The organism is Curtobacterium sp. VKM Ac-2887, from assembly GCF_015350935.1.
Lineage (GTDB): Bacteria > Actinomycetota > Actinomycetes > Actinomycetales > Microbacteriaceae > Curtobacterium.
This window is the reverse complement of the sequence record NZ_JADKSB010000008.1, coordinates 138,141-156,114: the sequence shown is the minus strand read 5'-3', so window position 1 is coordinate 156,114 and position 17,974 is coordinate 138,141. Positions and strand designations below refer to the sequence as shown.

Here is a 17,974-nt window from a genome sequence, read left to right as displayed (position 1 = left end):
CGCGCCACGTGGTCACGGACGCGTGCGACGACCCAGCCGGCGCTGCAGGCCCCACTGCGTGACACGGAGCATGGCCTCGAGGACGATCGACCGGCTCATCTTCGAGACCCCGTGCATGCGGTCGCGGAACCGGATCGGAACCTCGACCACCCGGCCGCCCAGGGCGTCCACCCGCAGGGTCATGTCGACCTGGAAGCAGTACCCCTTCGAGTCGATCGACCCGAGGTCCATGCGGGCGATGGCCGGGGAGCGGTAGACGCGGAACCCCGCGGTGATGTCACGGACGTCCAGGCCGAGCACCAGCCGGGCGTACGCGTTGGCGCCGCGGCTCAGCACCCGGCGGCGGAGCGGCCAGTCGACCACCGTCCCTCCGGGCACCCACCTCGACCCGATCGCGAGCAGGACGTCGTCCGCGGACTCCACGGCGTCGATGAGCGCGGCCAGGCGGTCGGCAGGGTGCGACCCGTCGGCGTCCATCTCGACGAGCAAGGGGTATCCGCGCTCCAGGCCCCACCGGAACCCCGCGACGTAGGCGGTGCCGAGGCCGGCCTTGCCGGCGCGCTGCAGCAGGTGCACCCGCCGGTCGTCGGCCGCGAGCGACCGCACGATGTCCCCCGTGCCGTCCGGGCTGCCGTCGTCGACGACGAGGACGTGTGCGCGGGGCACGGCCGTCAGGACGGCTGCGACGACGGACCGGATGTTCTCGGCCTCGTCGTACGTCGGCACGACGACGAGGGCCGCGGCGTCCGTCGTCGTCACCGGCTCGTCAGGCGCCGCTTGATCTTGCCCGCGACGCTGCGCGGGCCCTCGGTCCGGAAGTAGTGCACGGCACGGCCGACGTCGTACCGGACGCCCGAGAGCTTCTTGCGCTCCGGCACCCGCACCCGCATCTGGTGTGCCTCGGCCACGGCCACCGTGTCCCGCACCGACTTGTCGGCGGCGCGGACGGGGTTCCGGCAGAACTCGACGAGCGGCGCGAGGACGTTCTCCCACGTGAACTGCTCGCGGATGCGGTCGACGTTGCCGATGAACTCGGCGCGCGCCTTCTTGTCGAACAGAGCCGTCTCGAGCGCGGCAGCGAGGGTGTCGATGTCCTGCTCGTGCACGGCGATGCCGAGCTTCTCGGCGGCGACGAGGTCGCCGAACGAGTCACCGGCGGTCGTCACGATGGGCAGACGCGCCCACAGGTAGTCGAGGATCCGGGTGCGGAAGGAGAACGTCGTCTCGAGGTGCTCGTAGTGCGTCGAGACGCCGGCGTCGGCCTCGAGGAGGTAGGCGCCACGTTCCTCGTACGGGATCCACGCGTCGTTGAAGAAGACGTTCTTGCCGGTGAGTCCCAGGGCATCGGCCTCGGCACGGACCTTCGCGACGATGTCCATCTCGGGCACGTCCGGGTTCGGGTGCTGCACGCCCATGAAGAAGAGCTTGACGGTCGGCTTCCGCTCGGCGAGCTGACCGATCGCCTGCACCAGCGTGATCGGGTCGAACCAGTCGTAGATGCCACCGCCCCAGACGACGAGCTTGTCGTTCTTGCCGATGCCCGGCACGACTCCCTTGACCCGCGGCTGGTCGTGCACCGGCGGCGTCGAGGACAGGCCGAACGGCACGACACCGATGAGCGACCGGAGGTCGGGGTCGCGGGAGTACGTGCGGGCGTTCACCCGACCGGAGCCCGCGAGCTGCCCGAGCCAGAACATGCGCTGCCGCTCGGATGCACAGATGAAGTAGTCACCGAGTTCGAGCTGGTGGTTGAGCGTGTCCGAGGCGTCGAGGATCTGCCGGTTCCACTGGTCGACGTCGTCGCTGCGGCCCTGCTCGAGCTGCTCGAGGTGCAGCGGGTCGTACACGTCGACCACCAGGATCTTGCGCGTCGACTCGAGGACGGGGAACAGGCGCAGCGCGTGGCCCTGGACGATGATCACGTCGGCCCAGGCCTCGTGCTCGACCATCTGGCGCGGGTGACGGTGCGGGACGGTGACGACGTCGTACGACGGGTCGATCTGCGTCGAGCGGGTGAGGCTGATCACGCGCACGTCGTGCTCGTTCGCGAGCTGCTTCGCCATCTGGGTCGCGCGGATCGCCGGGCCGGCCATCTTCTCGCCGATGGAGTCACCGGTGACGATGAGGATCCGACGGCGCGCACCGACCTCGAGCACCCCGAGCGAGTGCACGATCTTGTCGTAGCCGGCCAGGTAGTTCTCGATCGGGTACGCGGGCTCGTCGCGGTTGCCGAACAGGCGGAGGAGCTCGCGGTCGCTGCGGACCCGGCTCGCCTGGATCTCGCGGCGCGACTCGGTCATCGACGGCAGCTGCTCGACGAACTGGTCGACACCGTAGACGCCGGCCAAGCTCGTCTTCGGGACCGGGACGGTCGGGACGCTGTCGTCGCCGGGGTTCCGCAGGTCGAGCGACGTGGAGTCGAGCTCGCCACGACCCACGGCACGGCGGACCGCGAGCGCCAGCGACCCGGGCAGGGCCGCGGCGAGCTGCTCGTCGCCGAGGTTCTTGTAGAGCGTGAAGAGGGCGTTGCGCTCGAGCAGGTAGGTCTCTCGGAAGTCGCCGAACTTGTTCATCGAAGCGTGGTGCTTGTGGAACGCCACCGACTTCGGCTGGTACCGGAAACGCCAGCCGAGCAGGTTGAGGCGCCACCCGAGGTCGACGTCCTCGTAGAACATGAAGTAGCGGTCGTCGAAGCCGCCCAGCTGCTCGAAGAGCTCGGCGCGGATGAACATCGCGGCACCGGTGCCGAACAGGACGTCGGTCTCGCTCTCCCACCGGCCGGTGTCCGGCGACCCGGCGAACGGCTTGTAGCCCATGCCGTACCAGGTCATGGCGGCCTCGGTGAAGTCGATGTTCACGCCCTCCCAGTCGAGGACCTTCGACGCCACGGCACCGATGTCGGCGCCGGACGCGAACGTGGCCATCGCCTCGCGCACCCAGCCGGTGTCCGGGCGGGCGTCGTTGTTCAGGAACGCCACGATCTCGCCCGAGGAGTGCTCGACGCCCAGGTTGCAGCCGCCGGTGAAGCCGAGGTTCTGGCCGGAGTCGACGAAGGTGAAGTCGAGGTCCGAGGCCTTCAGCCGCCCGACGTGCTCGGCGCCGGAGCCGTTGTCGACGACGATGACCTCGAGCCGGTCCTGCGGCCAGTCCTGCTTGCGGAGCTCGGCGATGCTCGTCAGGGTGTCGTCGGTGCCCTTGTAGTTCACGAGGACGACGGAAACGACTCCTGGCTTGCGCTCTGTCACGACGAGTTCCTCCAGCTGATGCCGCGCCTGCGGCACGGTTCGGTGATCCGGACGTCGGGGGTGCCCGGCGACCGACAACACCCTACAAGGCGCAGCACGGCGCTCGGCGGAGGTCGGGTGTGCTTCGTGCACAATGGCACCGTGATGCACCCCGCGATCCCGTCCTCCCCCGCCTCGTCCCCCCTCGCAGCCGAGTACCAGGAGATCGCCCGCGGCGACCACGCGACGGGGACCAGGGGCACGATCCGCTTCGCGGTGTCGACCGACGACCCGACCGAGGGCAAGGGCGACCTGTTCGTCGCCCTCGGTCTGGCCAGGGCGCTCCGGGCCGAGGGCTGGGGCGTCGACGTCTGGCCGATCCGGCGCTGGGCCGAGACCGTCCCCGAGGACACGACGGTGCTCGTCAGCATGATCGAGTCGTTCGTCCCCGGTCTCGTGCCGGCGAGGACCGCCACCGTCGCGTGGGTGCGGAACTGGACGGCGCAGTGGGCGTCGGTGCCGTACCTGGCCGAGTTCGACGCGGTGTGGGCGTCGTCGACGATCGCCCGCGACGAACTGGCCCGGGTGGTGGACGTGCCGGTCGAGGTGGTGCCGATCGGCGTCGACCTCGACCTCTTCACCACCGACGCCGACGGGACGACGCCGTCGCGGACCGGCCGCACCGTCACGACGGTCAACTTCTGGGGAGCGCGCCGCGGTGTGCAGGACGTGCTGCAGCAGGTCGCCCCGCCCGAGCCGATCGTCTGGTTCGCCGTGAACGTCGAGCACGTCGACGCCGCCCCCGGTGTGGAGCTCCGACCGGCGGTGTCGTACTTCGCGCTGCCCGAGGTCTACCGCGCAGCCGCGTTCGTCGTCGACGACGTCATCGCACCCGCCGCGGAGTTCGGCACGCTCAACTCGCGGCTCTACGAGTCACTGGCGTGCGGGGCGCTGCCGGTCACCTCCTGCGCCCTCGGCCTCGACGAACTCGGACTGGCCGACGTCCCCGTCTTCACCGACGCCCCGTCCCTGGAACGTGCGATCGCGATGTCGACCGCCGAACGGGACGCCCTGGTCGCGCGGCTGGGCGCCGTCGTGCTGGAACGGCACTCCTACGCAGCCCGCGCCGTGCAGGTCGGCCCGTTGCTCGACGCGGCGACCTCGCACGCCTCGGCACGGACCGGCGCCGTCGATCCGCTGCTCCGCTGGGCCGCGCAGCAGCGCGAGCTGCTCCGTGCGACCGAGCAGGAGCGCGACGTGCACCGCGCGGGGGTCGAGGACATCAACCGGCGACTCATCGTGTCGGAAGAGGCGGTCGCCGTCCTCGACCGTGCACGCAAGGACGCCGAACAGGCGCAGCACGACGCCGAGGCGGAACGGGACGCGATCGCGACCCGGTACGACACGCTGACCCACTCCGCCGAGTTCCGGGCCCTCGACCGCCTCGGCGGCGTCGCCCGCGCGCTCCGCCGACGCGCCTGACGACGCCGGGCCGCCGACGCGCCTGACGACCCAGGGCCGGCGACGGGACCGGCCGGGCGCCCGAGACGGCGATGCAGACGGACGGGAGGGTCCCCACCGGGCAGTGCCGGTGGGGAGCCTCCCGTCCGTCTGGTGGGCCCGTTACGAGACGGTGACCGTCTTCGTGCCGAAGTCCTTGTAGACGCCGCCCGGGAGCTCCTGGTACCAGACCCGCACGGCGTGCTTGCCCGGCTTCACGCCGGTGAGCGTGACCGCGAGTCCGACGTCGGAGCCCCAGCCCGGGTGGACCTTCTCGACGTCGGCGCGGACCGCGTTCGCGCTGCCCGCTGCAGCGCCGACGCCGTCGACGTGGATCTTGTACCGGACGGGGTCGAACGTGTCGGGGTCGATGGCCCAACCCTTCACCGCGACCGTGCCCTTGCCGCCGGTCGCCGTGTCGTAGGCGCCGTACACGGCCCCGGTCTTCCCCGTCGGTGCGGGCACGGCGTCCTGGACCGTCACCCGCTGGGTGCCGAAGCTGACGTAGTTGCCGCCGGGCAGGTCCTGGTACCAGACCGTGACCGTGTGGCTGCCCGCGCTGACGCCCGTCAGTGTGACCGCGAGCCCGACGTCGTTCCCCCAGCCGGGCTTGGCGGCGCCGATGTCCGTGCGGGCCGCGTTCGCGCTGCCCGCCGCGGCACCGACACCGTCGAGGTGGATCTTGTACTTGACCGGGTCGTACCGGTCCGGGTCGATCGCCCAGCCCGTGAGCGCGACGGTGTTCGGGCCGGCGGTCGCCTTCTCGAACGCGCCGGTGACGGCACCGGTCTTGCCGGTCGCGCCGGACGACGGCGGGGCGGCCACCGTCACGGTCTTCGAGCCTGCGCTGACGTAGGTGCCGCTCGGCAGGTCCTGCCACCACACGGTGATCGTGTGCCGACCCGGCTCGACGTCGTTGAGGGTGGCCGTCAGACCGTGCGCGGAGCCCCACTTCGGGTACGACTGCGCCACGTCGCTCCGGGCTGCGCTCGCGCTGCCGGCCGCCGCGCCGACACCGTCGACGTGGATCTTGTACTTGACCGGTGCGAACGTGTCCGGGTCGATCGCCCACCCCTTCAGCGCGACCGAGCGGACGCCGCCGGTGGCTGACTCGAAGGCACCCTTCACCGCACCGGAGGCCCCGGTCGCCGCGGTGACGGTCACCGTCTTCGAGGCGACCTTGACCCAGGTCGCGCCCGGCTTGTCCTGGGTCCAGAGCGACACCGTGCGGGAACCGGCGGCGACGTCCTGGATCGTCTTCGAGAACCCGACGGTGGAGCTGGCGCCCGGGTACTTCGCGGCGATGTCGGTGCGCACGACGTCGGCGGTCGCGGCGATCGCGCCGACGCTGTCCACCTGCACCTTGTACGCGGTGGCTGCGGACGAGTCGCGGTCGAGCGCCCACCCGCTGACGGCGATGGAGCCGGTCCCGCCGGTGACGGTCTCGAGGCTGCCGACCGGGGCCGAGGCGGGCACGGTCACGTCCCCGCAGTTGAGCAGCGTGTTCGCACCCGCGCCGACGTTGATGCCGAACACGCAGACGTTGTGCTTGCCGGGTGCGATGCCCGAGAGCGTCGTCTGGAAGCCGTGCGCCGTGTTGTTCGCGCCGAGCAACGAGGCCAGGTCGGAGCGGACGGTGTCGGCGCGGATCGACGCCTTGCCGACGCCGTCGACGTAGAACTGCGCCTTGATCGACTCGGTCGAGTCCGGGTCGGCCGTCCAGCCGCGCACCGTGATGGTGCCGCCGGCGGCGCCGCTCTGGGAGTCGACGCTCCCGATCGGCGACGACCCGCCCGTGGGCGATCCGAACCAGTCGGTGTACATGCGCCAGAAGTTGCGGTTGCCGTAGGCCGAGCAGGAGTCACCGGAACCGTAGAGGTTCGACATCGCGGCACTGTTCGGGGTGTACGGCGTGTAGATGTACAGGGCTGCGGTCGCCTGGTTCTTGATGTTGACCGTCTTGCGGCCGCACGCGGCGTTGGGGTTGTACAGGATCGCGTTGTTGCGACCGGCCTGGTACGCCCACGACGTCGGCGAGGCCTGGTAGCGCTTGAACTGCAACGCCGCGGCGTACACCTGCTGGCCGAAGCCGTAGTACGCGGGGTCGCACGGAGCGGTGTCCGGGCAGGCGAAGCCCGTGGCGTGCAGGTACATGTAGCTCGTCGGCGAGCTCGTCGCGACGATGCCCTGCTCCTTCTGCAGCAGCACGAGCAGCACCTTCTGGCTGATCCCGCACGCGGCACCGACCTGCGCGATGATCGTCGCGGCCGACTTGTTGCCGCCCGGGATCGCCGAGCACCGGTTCGCGACGGCGCCGATGGCGCTCATGTTCTGCGTGAAGTTCTTCAGGCAGGCGGGGCCACCGGACCGCGGCGTGCAGTTCGGGGCGACGCTGTTCAGGAACGACTGCACCGCCGACCCGCTCATCGCGCCGCCGTTGTAGAAGTTGGCGTCGCTGATGATGTTGCCGGGGTCGAAGTTCGCGGCGACGGCGGCCGACGCCGACTCCGTCGTGGTCCGCTCCGACACGATCGTGCCGATGGTCAGGCCGCTCACCGCGATGGCGAGTGCGGCGACCATACCGAGCACCGAGCGCAGGGGACGGCGTCGATCGCCGTCGGTCAGGATGGAACGCATCACGGCACCTCCGCCGTCATCGGTTCGGACGTGGTCGACTTCGACCCGACCGAGTACTCGAGGGTGATGGACCAGGTCCCGGTGGACACCTGGTTCGCGGGGAACGACACCTGCGCGCAGTTCACCGAGGACGCACTCGCCTCGGCCTTGCTCGTCAGTGTGCGGGTGGTGCCGCCCTTGGTGGCGACGAACGTGCACGTGCCGGAGGTGTCCGTCGTGCCGGAGACCAGGCCGCCCGCCTGCAGGGTCTTGCTGGCGGTGTCCCAACCGGAGAACGTCACGAGTGCCGTGGCCGGGAAGTCCGAGGGGTCGGTGTCCGGTTCGGGGGTCTGCCCACTGCCGGGGAACGCCGTGGGCACGTCGTCGTCGGACGGCTCCGCAGTCGAGGACGAGGACGCGGACGCGGACGACGAGGGGACGGACGACGGACCCGTCGCGCTGGGCGAGGGGCTGACCGTGCGCGAGGGGCTCGACGAGGGGCCGGGATCGTCGCCGGCAGAACACCCCGCCGTGAAGAGACTGAGAGCACCGACCACCGCGAGCGCAGCGATCGACCGTGGAACAAGCTGCATGCTTTCGGGCCGTCCTGTGGTTGTTGACAAGGGTCCGGGTTGCGTCAACGGTAACCCGAAAGTGAAGGTTGAGGGTTGTTGTCGCGCACTTTCACCCCCGCACGGGGGCGGACGACGGGTGTCGTCCGGCAGGCGGTGCGCGCCCCGACCTCAGCGGTCCAGTGAGTATGCTGTTCCGGTCCCGCCCCCACCGAACGAAGAGACGTATGGTCGATCAAGCCCGCATGGCGGCGCTCGCCAAGGAGCCCCTCGTCGTGATCGGCGCTCCGACGAGCGCTTTCCGAGGTACCTGGCGAGAACTCCGCGACGTCTTCGGACAGCGCGAGATGCTCGGGATGCTCATCCGCCGCGACCTGAAGGCGCGGTACAAGGACTCGGCACTCGGGTTCGTGTGGACGCTCGTGCGCCCGCTGACCCAGCTGATGATCTACTACTTCGTGATGGGCAAGATCCTCGGCTCGTCCCGTGCGATCGACAACTTCGCCATCTACGTCTTCACCGGCCTGACCGCCTACACGCTCTTCAGTGAGATCGTCGCCGGGTCGACCGGGTCGATCGTCGGCAACAGCGGGCTGATCAAGAAGGTCTACGTGCCGCGCGAGGTCTTCCCCCTCGCCAGCGTCGGCGCGGCCCTGGTCAACTTCCTCATCCAGTTCGCGATCCTCATCGCCGCGACGATCGTGCTCGGGGTCTTCCCCTGGCACGAGGGGTTGATCTACCTCATCCCGTCACTGCTGGTGATCCTGGTCTACGGCGCCGCGATCGGTCTCGTGCTGTCGGCGCTCAACGTGTACTTGCGCGACGTGCAGTTCGTCATCGACGTCGGGCTCATGGTGCTCCTCTGGGCGTCGCCGATCGTCTACTCGTACTCGATGGTCGTCGCCGAGCTGAAGGTGCAGTGGCTGCTGGCGATCTACACCAACAACCCGCTCACCCTGTCGGTGCTCGGACTCCAGAACGCGATCTGGATCCACCCGACCCCCGTCGACTACCCGCCGCACCTGATGATGCGGCTCGGGATCGCCCTCGTGATCGGGCTGTTCTGCCTCATCGGCGCGCAGCGGGTCTTCTCCCGCCTGCAGGGCAACTTCGCGCAGGAGCTCTAGACCATGGCCATCAGCACCCCCGTCGCCCCGTCGACGTCCGGCGCCACCGCCGAGCGCCCCGACGTCATCGTCATCGACCACGTCCGCAAGCGCTTCGTCGTCCGCAAGGACAACACCATCCGCGAACGGATCGTCACGCTCGGTCGCGCCGGCCGCAAGCACCGGCAGGACTTCTGGGCGCTCGACGACGTCACCGTGTCGATCCAGGCCGGCACCACCGTCGGGCTGATCGGCCAGAACGGATCCGGCAAGTCGACCCTGCTCAAGGCGATCGGCGGCATCATCCAGCCGACCTCCGGCACGGTGTCGCGCCGCGGGCGCCTGGCAGCCCTGCTCGAGCTCGGCGCCGGCTTCCACCCGGACCTGTCCGGCCGCGAGAACGTCTTCCTGAACGCGAGCCTGCTCGGCCTGACGCGCAAGGAGACCGAGGAGCGCTTCGACGACATCCTGGCGTTCTCGGGCATCGGCGACTTCATCGACACCCAGGTGAAGTTCTACTCGTCCGGCATGTACGTGCGACTCGCCTTCGCGGTGGCCGTGCACACCGACCCCGACGTCCTGCTGGTCGACGAGGTGCTCGCCGTCGGCGACGAGGCGTTCCAGCGCAAGTGCCTCGACCGCATCCGCTCGTTCCAGGAGCAGGGCAAGACGATCATCATCGTCACGCACTCCCTCAGCCAGGTGCAGGACATGTGCGACCGCGTCGTGCTCCTGAACAAGGGCAAGGTCCTGCACGACGGCGACCCGATCGGTGCCGTCAGCCTGTTCCGCGACGTGCTCGAGGAACGTCGTGCCGGGGAGCTCAGCGCCGACGTCGCGGTCGGTCGCGGCACCGTGCTGCAGGCGTCGGTGCACGCCGACGGCAAGGGACCGCGCGACGGGGTCACCCCCGGCGACGACCTGCTGGTCGACATGGAGTTCGAGCACCTCGACGGCGTCGAGGACTGGGAAGCGGCCGTCCAGGTCAACAACACGTCCGGCCAGGTCGTCTACGGCACCACGACCGGCATCATGGGCATCCACCTCGAGCCGCTGCACGGCCGCAAGAAGCTCCGCCTGCGGATCGCGGACACGAACTTCGGCACCGGCAAGTACTTCATCAACGTCTCGATGATGGACTCGGCCGGCCGGCACCTGCACGACCTGCCCGAATGCGACTCGTTCGAGGTCCCCTCGTTCGGCGACGCGGTCGGCAGTGTCTACGCGAAGCCCTCGATCGAGGAGCTCGACTGACGCCCGTCGACGATGCGTCCCGCACCGCGGTCGTCGTCGTCAACTGGGAACGCGCGGACCTGACGACCGCGGCCGTCCGCGCCGTGCTCGCCGACGGCGCGGCCGACCAGGTGGTCGTCGTCGACAACGGGTCGTCGGACGACTCGATCGCCGAGCTCCGTCGCGATCTGCCGGGTGTCACCGTGATCGCGCGGGAGCACAACGGCGGGTTCGCGGCCGGCGCGAACACCGGCATCCGGCACGCGGACGCCGACGTCGTCGTCCTGCTCAACAACGACGCCGTCCCGGCGCCGGGCTTCGTCCGGGCGCTCCGCGGCCACCTGGCGCAGGCGGGGCCCGAGGTCGCGGCCGTGACGGGCCGCATCGTGCTCGCCGGACGCTGGACGGGCCTCCCGGTCGACGCGACGCCCGCACCCGGCCAGCGCGTGCTGCGGGGCCACGACGGCCGCCTCTGGACGCCGTCGGCGGACGGCGAGGTGCGCCTGAACTCGACCGGTGTGCGCGTCGACCGCGCCGGCAACGGCATGGACCGCGACTGGTTCGCGCCCGTCGACCGGGTCGCCGACGTCGATGTCTTCGGGTTCTCCGGCGGGGCCTCCGCCCTGCGGCGGAGCGCCCTCGACGACGTCGGCCTGCTCGACGAGTCGCTCTTCATGTACTACGAGGACACCGAACTCGCGTGGCGACTCCGCCGACGCGGCTGGCGCGTGGAACACGCGGCCGACGCGGTCGTCGAGCACGACCACTCGGCGTCGTCCGGGGTGCAGAGCGACCTGTTCCTGTTCCGCAACGCGCGGAACCGGATGGTCGTCGCACTCTGGCACGCACCGTGGGCCACCGTCCTGCGTGCCGGTGCCCGCACCCTCTTCCGCGGCCTGCGCGGGCTGCTGTCCGCCTCCACCCGACGGGAGGCCCGGCTCGTCCTGGCAGCGTTCGCGGACGTCGTCGGGGCGCTCCCCTCGCACCTCGCGCGGCGGCTCCGCGAGTCGCGGCGCGCGTCCGTCCCGCGCCGCAGCGTGGACCCGGGCGCATGAGCGCGGAGGGCTATCCTGGTCTCTCCCGAGCCCACTCCCACTCCCACTCCCCCGCCGACGGTCCCGACCACGGCGTCCCCGTCCGGAAGGACCCACGCGTGCCGCAGCTCACCGTCCTCGTCGACGGGACCGCGGTACCGCGCGAACTCGGTGGTGTGGGCCGTTACGTCGAGGGGGTCGTGTCGCACCTGACCGACCCGGCGCTCGACGTTCACCTGGTGGTCCGACCCGTGCACGCTCCGCACTTCGCAGCCGTCGCGCCGCACGCGACCGTGCACACCGCGCCGGGCTGGACCGACTCGGTGCCGCTCCGGTTCCTGTGGGAGCAGACCGGGCTGCCGGCGCTCGGCCGTCGGCTCGGCGCGCGGGTGCTGCACTCCCCGCACTACACGTTCCCGTTCGCGTGGCGCGGCGGATCGGTCGTCACGCTGCACGACGCCACGTTCTTCTCGAACCCCGAGTGGCACTCCCGCCTGAAGCGCACGTTCTTCACCTGGTGGAGCCGTCGGTCCCTGCGCTCCCGCCCGGTCGTCATCGTGCCGAGTGCGGCCACCGCGACCGAGGCCGCACGGGTGGTGAGCGGCATCCGCGCCGACGTCCGGGTCGCACCGCTCGGCGTCGACCGTGCTGTGTTCCACGAGCCGTCCACTGCCGAGGTCGAGGACGCCCGGATCGCGGCGACGCTGCCCGAGGGCGCGCCCTGGATCGCGTTCCTCGGCACGATCGAACCGCGGAAGAACGTCACCGCACTGCTCGACGCCTACGCCGCGGTGCGCTCCGCGCGGACGGCGGCGGGCACCGACACGCCGTGGCTGGTGCTCTCCGGTGCCCGGGGCTGGGACGAGTCCGCGATCGCCCGGCTCGACGCCCTGCAGCCCGACGACCACGTGATCGAGGCCGGGTACCTTCCCCTCGAGGACCTGGCGGGCTACCTCGGCGGCGCGGAGTTCGTCGTCTACCCCTCCCTCGGCGAGGGCTTCGGCCTGCCGGTGGTCGAGGCGATGGCCTCCGGCGCGTGCGTCCTGACCACCCGCCGGTTGTCGCTGCCCGAGGTCGGCGGTGACGCAGCCGTGTACACCGAGCCGTCCGCCCCCGCACTGGCGTCCGCCATGACGGGGCTGCTTGACGACCCGTCGCTCGTCGCGTCGCACCGGGCGGCCGCGCTGGCCCGGGCCGCCTCGTTCACGTGGGAGGCCACGGCAGCCGTGCACGTCGAGGCCTACTCGGCCGTCGCCGGGGTCGCTCCGGTCGGGGGTCTCCGGTGATCCGCGTCGCGGTGCTGACGGTCACCTACAACACCGGCGAGACCATCCGGCCGTTCCTGGCGAGCGTCGCAGCGGCGTCGTCGGAGCCCGTCGCCGTCGTGATCGCGGACAACGGCTCGACCGACATCGACGCGCTGCGGGCGATCGGCGAGTCCTACGGTGCCGTCGTGGTGTCCTCCGGGGGCAACCGCGGCTACGGCGGGGGCATCGACGCCGCGCTGAGCGCCCTCGACGACGTCCTGCCCGACGTCCGCCCCGAGTTCCTGCTCGTCACGAACCCCGACGTCGTGCTCGCACCCGGCTCCGTCGACGAGCTCGTGCGCGCCGCCGACCGGCTGCCGTCCGGCGGGTCGTTCGGACCGCGGATCCTCGACGAGCAGGGCGAGACGTACCCGTCCGCCCGCCAGCTGCCGTCGCTCCGGACCGGGCTCGGGCACGCGGCGTTCTCGCGGTTCTGGCCGGCGAACCCGTGGAGCCAGCGGTACTGGTCGACCACGCAGGTCGTCGAGCGCGAGGCCGGTTGGCTGTCCGGCGCGTGCTTCCTCATCCGCACCGACCTGTTCCGGCAGCTCGACGGCTTCGACGAGTCGTACTTCATGTACTTCGAGGACGTCGACCTGGGCCAGCGCGTCGGTCGCTCGGGTCGTGCGAACGTGTACGTGCCGAGCGCCGTGGTCACGCACACCGGGGCGCACTCGACGTCGTCGAACCGGCGCCGGATGGAGATCGAGCACCACCGCAGCGCGTACCGGTTCCTGTCGCGCAAGTACCGCGCGTGGTGGCTCTGGCCGCTCCGTGCCGTCCTGCACGCGGGCCTGTCCGTCCGCGCCCGCTGGGTGACACGGAAGTGATCATCCCCGGTGTCGCCGGAGTGACCGCCGGACGCCCGTAAGATGAACGGGCCGTGAACGGAAGGACACCATGGCCCCGCACCGCGTGCGCTCCAGCAGCGCACTGACCTACCGCTTCTACGGCATCCTCGACGTCGTCCTCCACTCGGAGCACGCCGGCTGGCGTCGGTACTTCGACAACGAGTACGCGCGCATCTCAGACGACGGCACCACGACGACGGCGTCGCTCCGCGTCGACGTGCACGTCACCAAGCGGCCACCGAAGCCGGAGCCCGGCGACATCGTGCGCACCGATCGCTTCAAGGGCCTGTTCCGCTACTCGTACATCGTCCGGGGCATCGACACGGACCACGTCTCGATCTGGTTCCGCCACCACCCGGTCGACCGCGTCTACATGAACGCCATCGGTGTGTACCTGCAGGCGCAGGTGCTCGAGCCGATCGTCTACGCGAAGCTCCTCGAAGAGGACGTCCTGCTCCTGCACGCGGGCGGGGTCGCGTCGACCGAGAAGGGCTTCCTGCTGCCCGCGTACGGCGGCACCGGCAAGACGACGCTCTCGATGTCCCTGATGGCGGCCGGCTACAAGCTGCTCGGCGACGACCTGCTGTTCGTCGAACTCGCCACCGGCCGCGTGCACCCGTACGCACGACCCCTGCACGTCTTCACCTACAACATCCGCAACCTGGTGAACGCGCGGATCCCCACGAAGTACCAGGTCGCCGTCTACACCAAGAACGTCCTGCGGTGGGTGCTCGAGCGTGTGCTGCGCCGCGAGTTCCTCATCTCGACACGGATCCACGCGGACGAGCTCTACTCGGGCGACGTGTTCGCGCACGCCGTCCCGTACACGGCCATCGGGTTCCTCCGGAAGACCGGACCCGCGGTCGAGCAGGTGCGGATCACGGCGGAGAACGTCGACGAGCTCGCCGACGCGATCGCCGCGTCGGAGGACCTGAACGACAGCATGCTGGCCATCCTCGGTGACGACGCCGACCGGGCTGCGGCGTTCGTGGCGCTCGAGCACGACGTCATCGTCCGCCTGCTCGTGCAGTTCGACCGCCTGCTCTACGTGAACACCCGCGCGATGGACCTCGCACACCCCGACCAGCTCGTCGCCGAGCTCGAGCGCGGGTCCTTGGCGAACGCGTGAGCGTCGACTGACCCGCAGTGCTCCCGGACGATCAGTCCGCGCCGCGCAGCTTCCGGAGGCCGGCCGACGCGGCGTCGAGCAGCACGCGCGCCCGGGCGTCGAACGAGTGGTCAGCGGCGACCCGGGCGGCCACGCGGGCGCGCTCGGCGGCCGACGGCCACGCACGGTCCGGCGCGAGCAGCGCCGCCAGGTCGCCACGGCCCCGCGCGACCGCGAGCGTCGGGACGTCGAGGACGTCGGCGATCCCCTCCACCGGGTCGGTGACCACGACCCCGCCGGCGGCGAGGACGTCGAACACCCGGTTGGACACGAACCCGCCGGCCGCCATGTCGTCCCAGTGGTCGTTGAGCACCACCCTCGCCGAGGCGTAGGCGGTCGCCACCTCGCTGCGCGCCAGTGACGGTTCGCCGAGCGAACCGGCCGGCACCAGACCGTCCCATCCCGGGCCGTGCACGCGGAGGTCCGCGCCGAGCGCCACGGCGTCCGCCACGAGGGGCCGGACCACACCGCGGGTCGACCCGACGAACACGACGCGACCAGCGTCAGGACCCTGCGCAGGGACCGGTCGGAACACGGCTGGGTCCGTCGCCTGCAGCAACGGGGCGACCGGCACACCGGAGCGTGCGGACGCCGCCGCCGCCCACGCGGGGCCGGCCGCGAACACACGGTCGAACGACCGCAACTCGGTGTCCGCCACGTCGTCGGGGTGGCTGATCACCCAGAGCAGGTTGACCGACGCGGGGTTCGGCGGCACGCGGTCGAGCCCACGGATCACCAGGGTCACGTCGTCCGCGGCGTCGTCGTCCCGCACGTGCGCGTCGCGCCGGTCGATCCGGACACGCTGTCCGAGCCGTTCGAGCGCACCCGCCAGCTCGGCCGCGAAGTGCACGTCGCCCCAGCCGTCGCCCCCGGGTCCGGCCGGCGCGGCGATCTTCAGCGACCAGACGAGGGCCTCGGTGTCGCCGGCCGATCGAGTCGTCGGCGACACGGGGCGTGCCCCCCACGGCGGCAGCGGCGGCCCGGCCACGACGCGCCCTGCCTCCGGCGCGCGGTCGCGCCACACGCTGAACGCGTCGACGGTCGCGGCGTCGACCGTGCGACCGGGCTCCACCGAACGGCTCGCCGCCGCGACCACGCGCACCGGCCCGCCGTGCACGTCCGCGGCCGCGCGGGTCCAGGCCGTCAGCGTCATGCGTTCGTCCGGGAGGCACGGTGCCGGCACCACGGACGAGCCCGGCACCGCGAGCACCGGCTGGTCCACCGCGAACACGGTGTCGACGTCGGCGCTGCTCCCCGACCACGGCAGGGCACCCGGGCGGAGGAGACGAGCGCCGGACCGGACCGAGCCGTCCGGCAGCAGCACCCGGGCCTGGGCGACCGAGTCGGCCGTCGCGAGCGCCAGGAGCCCCTCGGCGTCGATCGTCACCGAGGTGTCGAGCAGCACCAGCGTCCGCCCCACACCGGCAGCGACCCCGGCGTTGATCGCCGAGCCGATGCCGTCGACCGGTTCCGGGCGCACCCACGGCAGTCCGCGGTCGAACGGGTCACGCGGCGAAGCGTCGGCGACGTAGCTCACCGCACGGACGTCGGCAGCGGGGCCGAAGGCCTGACGGGCGACGGTGACCAGGCGGTCGACCTCGTCGTGCCGGTCGGACCGGGTCGTGATGAGGACCGTGACGTCGCGGTCCAGGTGCGGCAGCGGGCCGTCGAAGCCGGATACGCGGACGACGGCAGCCGCCGGTGCGGGCACGGGATGGGACACCTGGTCGGGCTGGACGGCCGCCGTCGTACCGCGACGACGACGACCGAACCAACCAGGACCGGGGGTCACGTGCGGGTCAGGAGCCGAGCAGACGCTGCAGGTAGACGCCGTAGCCGCCCTTGACGAGCGGCGCGGCCAGCTCGGCGAGCTGCGCGTCGTCGATCCAGCCGTTGCGCCAGGCGATCTCCTCGATGCACCCGATCTTGAAGCCCTGACGGTCCTCGATGACCTTCACGTACTCGGACGCCTGCATCATCGACTCGAACGTGCCGGTGTCGAGCCAGGCCGTGCCGCGGTCGAGGACCTGGACGCCGAGCTCGCCGGCTTCGAGGTACCGCTCGTTGACCGTCGAGATCTCGAGCTCGCCACGGGCGCTCGGCTCGATCGTCTTCGCGATCTCGATGACCTTGTTGTCGTAGAAGTACAGACCGGGGACGGCGTAGTTCGACTTCGGCTCGGCCGGCTTCTCCTCGATGGAGACGGCCGAGAAGTCGTCGTCGAACTCGACGACGCCGTAGGCCTTCGGGTCGGCCACGTGGTACGCGAAGATCGTCGCACCCGCGACCTCGGTGTTCTTCTTCAGGCTCGTGCCGAGGCCGGTGCCGTGGAAGATGTTGTCGCCGAGGACGAGGGCGACGCTGTCGTCACCGATGAAGTCCTCGCCGATGACGAACGCCTGCGCGAGCCCGTCCGGGGAGGGCTGCACGGCGTACTGGATCTCCATGCCGAGGGCGGAGCCGTCGCCGAGCAGGGCCTTGAACTGCTCGTTGTACTCCGGCGTCGTGATGACGAGCACTTCGCGGATGCCGGCCATCATGAGCGTCGACAGCGGGTAGTAGACCATCGGCTTGTCGTAGATCGGCATGAGCTGCTTGCTGATGCCCTTGGTGATCGGCCAGAGGCGCGTGCCGGATCCACCGGCGAGGATGATGCCCTTCATCGGGATCGCTTCCTTACTTCGTTACTTTGTCGTGCGGAGGGACTCGGTGTAGGCGACGCACTCTTCGTACGTCGGCAGCAGACCGGCGGCCGCGGCCGCTTCGAGCGTCGGGGCGCTGGTGTCCTTCTCGGACAGCACCGGGTCGCCGATGCCGTCCGGCAGCGCGAGTCCGACCGTCGGGTCGAGGATCGTGATCCCCTTCTCGCGCTCGGGGTCGTAGTGCGCGCTGACCAGGTAGTTCACGGTCGACTGGTCCTCGAGCGCGACGATCGCGTGACCGAGGCCCTCGGACAGGTACACGGCCTTGCGGTCGACGTCGTCGATGCGGACCGAGTCCCACTGCCCGAACGTCGGCGAACCGACGCGGATGTCGACGATGTAGTCGATGAAGGCGCCGCGGACGGCGGTCACGTACTTCGCCTGGCTCGGGGCGACGAGGGCGTAGTGGATCCCGCGGGCGACGCCGGCCGACGAGATCGACATGTTCACCTGGCGGAGGTCCAGCGGGTGGCCGACCGTCTCTTCGAGGACGTCGGCGCGGTACGCCTCGAGGAAGGCTCCTCGTGCGTCGCCGTGCTGGACGGGCGTGAACTCCCACGCGCCGGGGATCTTGAGTTCGCGGATCTGCACTGCTGCACCCTACCAAGCCGCCCGGACGCCCACCGGCGGCAGGCCGGACCTGCACCGATCCCTGCGGTCG

At 70.9% G+C, this 17,974-nt stretch carries 14 protein-coding genes; 7 read left to right on the top strand and 7 right to left on the bottom strand.

The genetic code is table 11. From position 1 onward, the window contains the following. Positions 1-12 precede the first annotated feature (12 nt). Positions 13-759 (bottom strand): polyprenol monophosphomannose synthase, encoded by a 747-nt coding sequence (locus ITJ69_RS11280; RefSeq protein WP_194672793.1) that lies wholly within the window; start codon positions 757-759, stop codon positions 13-15. Continuing rightward, a complete protein-coding gene (locus ITJ69_RS11275; RefSeq protein WP_416354932.1) occupies positions 756-3,281 on the bottom strand; it encodes a glycosyltransferase in 2,526 nt (841 codons plus the stop codon). Before ITJ69_RS11275 ends, ITJ69_RS11280 begins: the two co-directional genes overlap by 4 nt. A gap of 108 nt (positions 3,282-3,389) precedes the next feature. On the opposite strand from ITJ69_RS11275, the gene ITJ69_RS11270 reads away from it, so the two are divergent. Beyond that, on the top strand, positions 3,390-4,706 hold the full coding sequence (locus ITJ69_RS11270) for a glycosyltransferase (protein WP_228505484.1): 1,317 nt from the start codon (positions 3,390-3,392) through the stop codon (positions 4,704-4,706). Positions 4,707-4,847: 141 nt separating this feature from the next. Here the strand turns inward: ITJ69_RS11270 and ITJ69_RS11265 are convergent, their stop codons facing one another. Both ITJ69_RS11265 and ITJ69_RS11260 read right to left on the bottom strand, forming a co-directional pair. After that, on the bottom strand, positions 4,848-7,361 hold the full coding sequence (locus ITJ69_RS11265) for a hypothetical protein (RefSeq protein WP_194672790.1): 2,514 nt from the start codon (positions 7,359-7,361) through the stop codon (positions 4,848-4,850). Further along, positions 7,361-7,933 carry a hypothetical protein gene (locus ITJ69_RS11260; RefSeq protein ID WP_194672789.1) on the bottom strand — a complete coding sequence of 191 codons (573 nt, stop codon included), beginning with the start codon at positions 7,931-7,933 and terminating at the stop codon, positions 7,361-7,363. The genes ITJ69_RS11265 and ITJ69_RS11260 overlap by 1 nt, the downstream gene beginning before the upstream one ends. A 206-nt stretch (positions 7,934-8,139) precedes the next feature. Between ITJ69_RS11260 and ITJ69_RS11255 the strand changes: the two genes are divergently transcribed. From ITJ69_RS11255 to ITJ69_RS11230, 6 genes are all read left to right on the top strand, one after another. Further along, positions 8,140-9,039 (top strand): ABC transporter permease, encoded by a 900-nt coding sequence (locus ITJ69_RS11255; RefSeq protein ID WP_159573655.1) that lies wholly within the window; start codon positions 8,140-8,142, stop codon positions 9,037-9,039. Positions 9,040-9,042: 3 nt separating this feature from the next. After that, positions 9,043-10,272, top strand: coding sequence for an ABC transporter ATP-binding protein (locus ITJ69_RS11250; protein ID WP_123338962.1), 1,230 nt, complete (start codon positions 9,043-9,045; stop codon positions 10,270-10,272). Continuing rightward, a complete protein-coding gene (locus tag ITJ69_RS11245; protein WP_159573656.1) occupies positions 10,191-11,306 on the top strand; it encodes a glycosyltransferase family 2 protein in 1,116 nt (371 codons plus the stop codon). The genes ITJ69_RS11250 and ITJ69_RS11245 overlap by 82 nt, the downstream gene beginning before the upstream one ends. Positions 11,307-11,404: 98 nt before the next feature. Next, positions 11,405-12,571 carry a glycosyltransferase family 1 protein gene (locus ITJ69_RS11240; protein WP_323743085.1) on the top strand — a complete coding sequence of 389 codons (1,167 nt, stop codon included), beginning with the start codon at positions 11,405-11,407 and terminating at the stop codon, positions 12,569-12,571. Then, a complete protein-coding gene (locus tag ITJ69_RS11235) occupies positions 12,568-13,422 on the top strand; it encodes a glycosyltransferase family 2 protein (RefSeq protein ID WP_194646316.1) in 855 nt (284 codons plus the stop codon). The genes ITJ69_RS11240 and ITJ69_RS11235 overlap by 4 nt, the downstream gene beginning before the upstream one ends. Positions 13,423-13,492: 70 nt before the next feature. Continuing rightward, a complete protein-coding gene (locus tag ITJ69_RS11230) occupies positions 13,493-14,572 on the top strand; it encodes a hypothetical protein (RefSeq protein WP_159573659.1) in 1,080 nt (359 codons plus the stop codon). A gap of 31 nt (positions 14,573-14,603) precedes the next feature. Here ITJ69_RS11230 and ITJ69_RS11225 read toward each other — a convergent pair whose 3' ends face one another. From ITJ69_RS11225 to ITJ69_RS11215, 3 genes are all read right to left on the bottom strand, one after another. Beyond that, positions 14,604-16,322, bottom strand: a complete 1,719-nt coding sequence (locus tag ITJ69_RS11225; RefSeq protein ID WP_194672787.1) for a glycosyltransferase family protein — start codon at positions 16,320-16,322, stop codon at positions 14,604-14,606. Between the two features lie 88 nt (positions 16,323-16,410). Next, positions 16,411-17,274 carry a glucose-1-phosphate thymidylyltransferase RfbA gene (rfbA, locus tag ITJ69_RS11220; protein WP_159573661.1) on the bottom strand — a complete coding sequence of 288 codons (864 nt, stop codon included), beginning with the start codon at positions 17,272-17,274 and terminating at the stop codon, positions 16,411-16,413. Positions 17,275-17,295: 21 nt separating this feature from the next. Then, positions 17,296-17,904: a dTDP-4-dehydrorhamnose 3,5-epimerase family protein gene (locus ITJ69_RS11215; protein ID WP_159573662.1), complete on the bottom strand. Its 609-nt coding sequence runs from the start codon at positions 17,902-17,904 to the stop codon at positions 17,296-17,298. Between the last annotated feature and the right edge of the window lie 70 nt (positions 17,905-17,974).

What these genes read in the sequence shown, in the direction of transcription:
- ITJ69_RS11270 (WP_228505484.1), top strand. Translation starts at nt 3,390, where the DNA reads ATGCACCCCGCGATCCCGTCCTCCCCCGCCTCGTCCCCCCTCGCAGCC.
- ITJ69_RS11265 (WP_194672790.1), bottom strand. Translation starts at nt 7,361, where the DNA reads ATGCGTTCCATCCTGACCGACGGCGATCGACGCCGTCCCCTGCGCTCG.
- ITJ69_RS11260 (WP_194672789.1), bottom strand. Translation starts at nt 7,933, where the DNA reads ATGCAGCTTGTTCCACGGTCGATCGCTGCGCTCGCGGTGGTCGGTGCT.
- ITJ69_RS11255 (WP_159573655.1), top strand. Translation starts at nt 8,140, where the DNA reads ATGGTCGATCAAGCCCGCATGGCGGCGCTCGCCAAGGAGCCCCTCGTC.
- ITJ69_RS11250 (WP_123338962.1), top strand. Translation starts at nt 9,043, where the DNA reads ATGGCCATCAGCACCCCCGTCGCCCCGTCGACGTCCGGCGCCACCGCC.
- ITJ69_RS11245 (WP_159573656.1), top strand. Translation starts at nt 10,191, where the DNA reads ATGCGACTCGTTCGAGGTCCCCTCGTTCGGCGACGCGGTCGGCAGTGT.
- ITJ69_RS11230 (WP_159573659.1), top strand. Translation starts at nt 13,493, where the DNA reads ATGGCCCCGCACCGCGTGCGCTCCAGCAGCGCACTGACCTACCGCTTC.
- rfbA (WP_159573661.1), bottom strand. Translation starts at nt 17,274, where the DNA reads ATGAAGGGCATCATCCTCGCCGGTGGATCCGGCACGCGCCTCTGGCCG.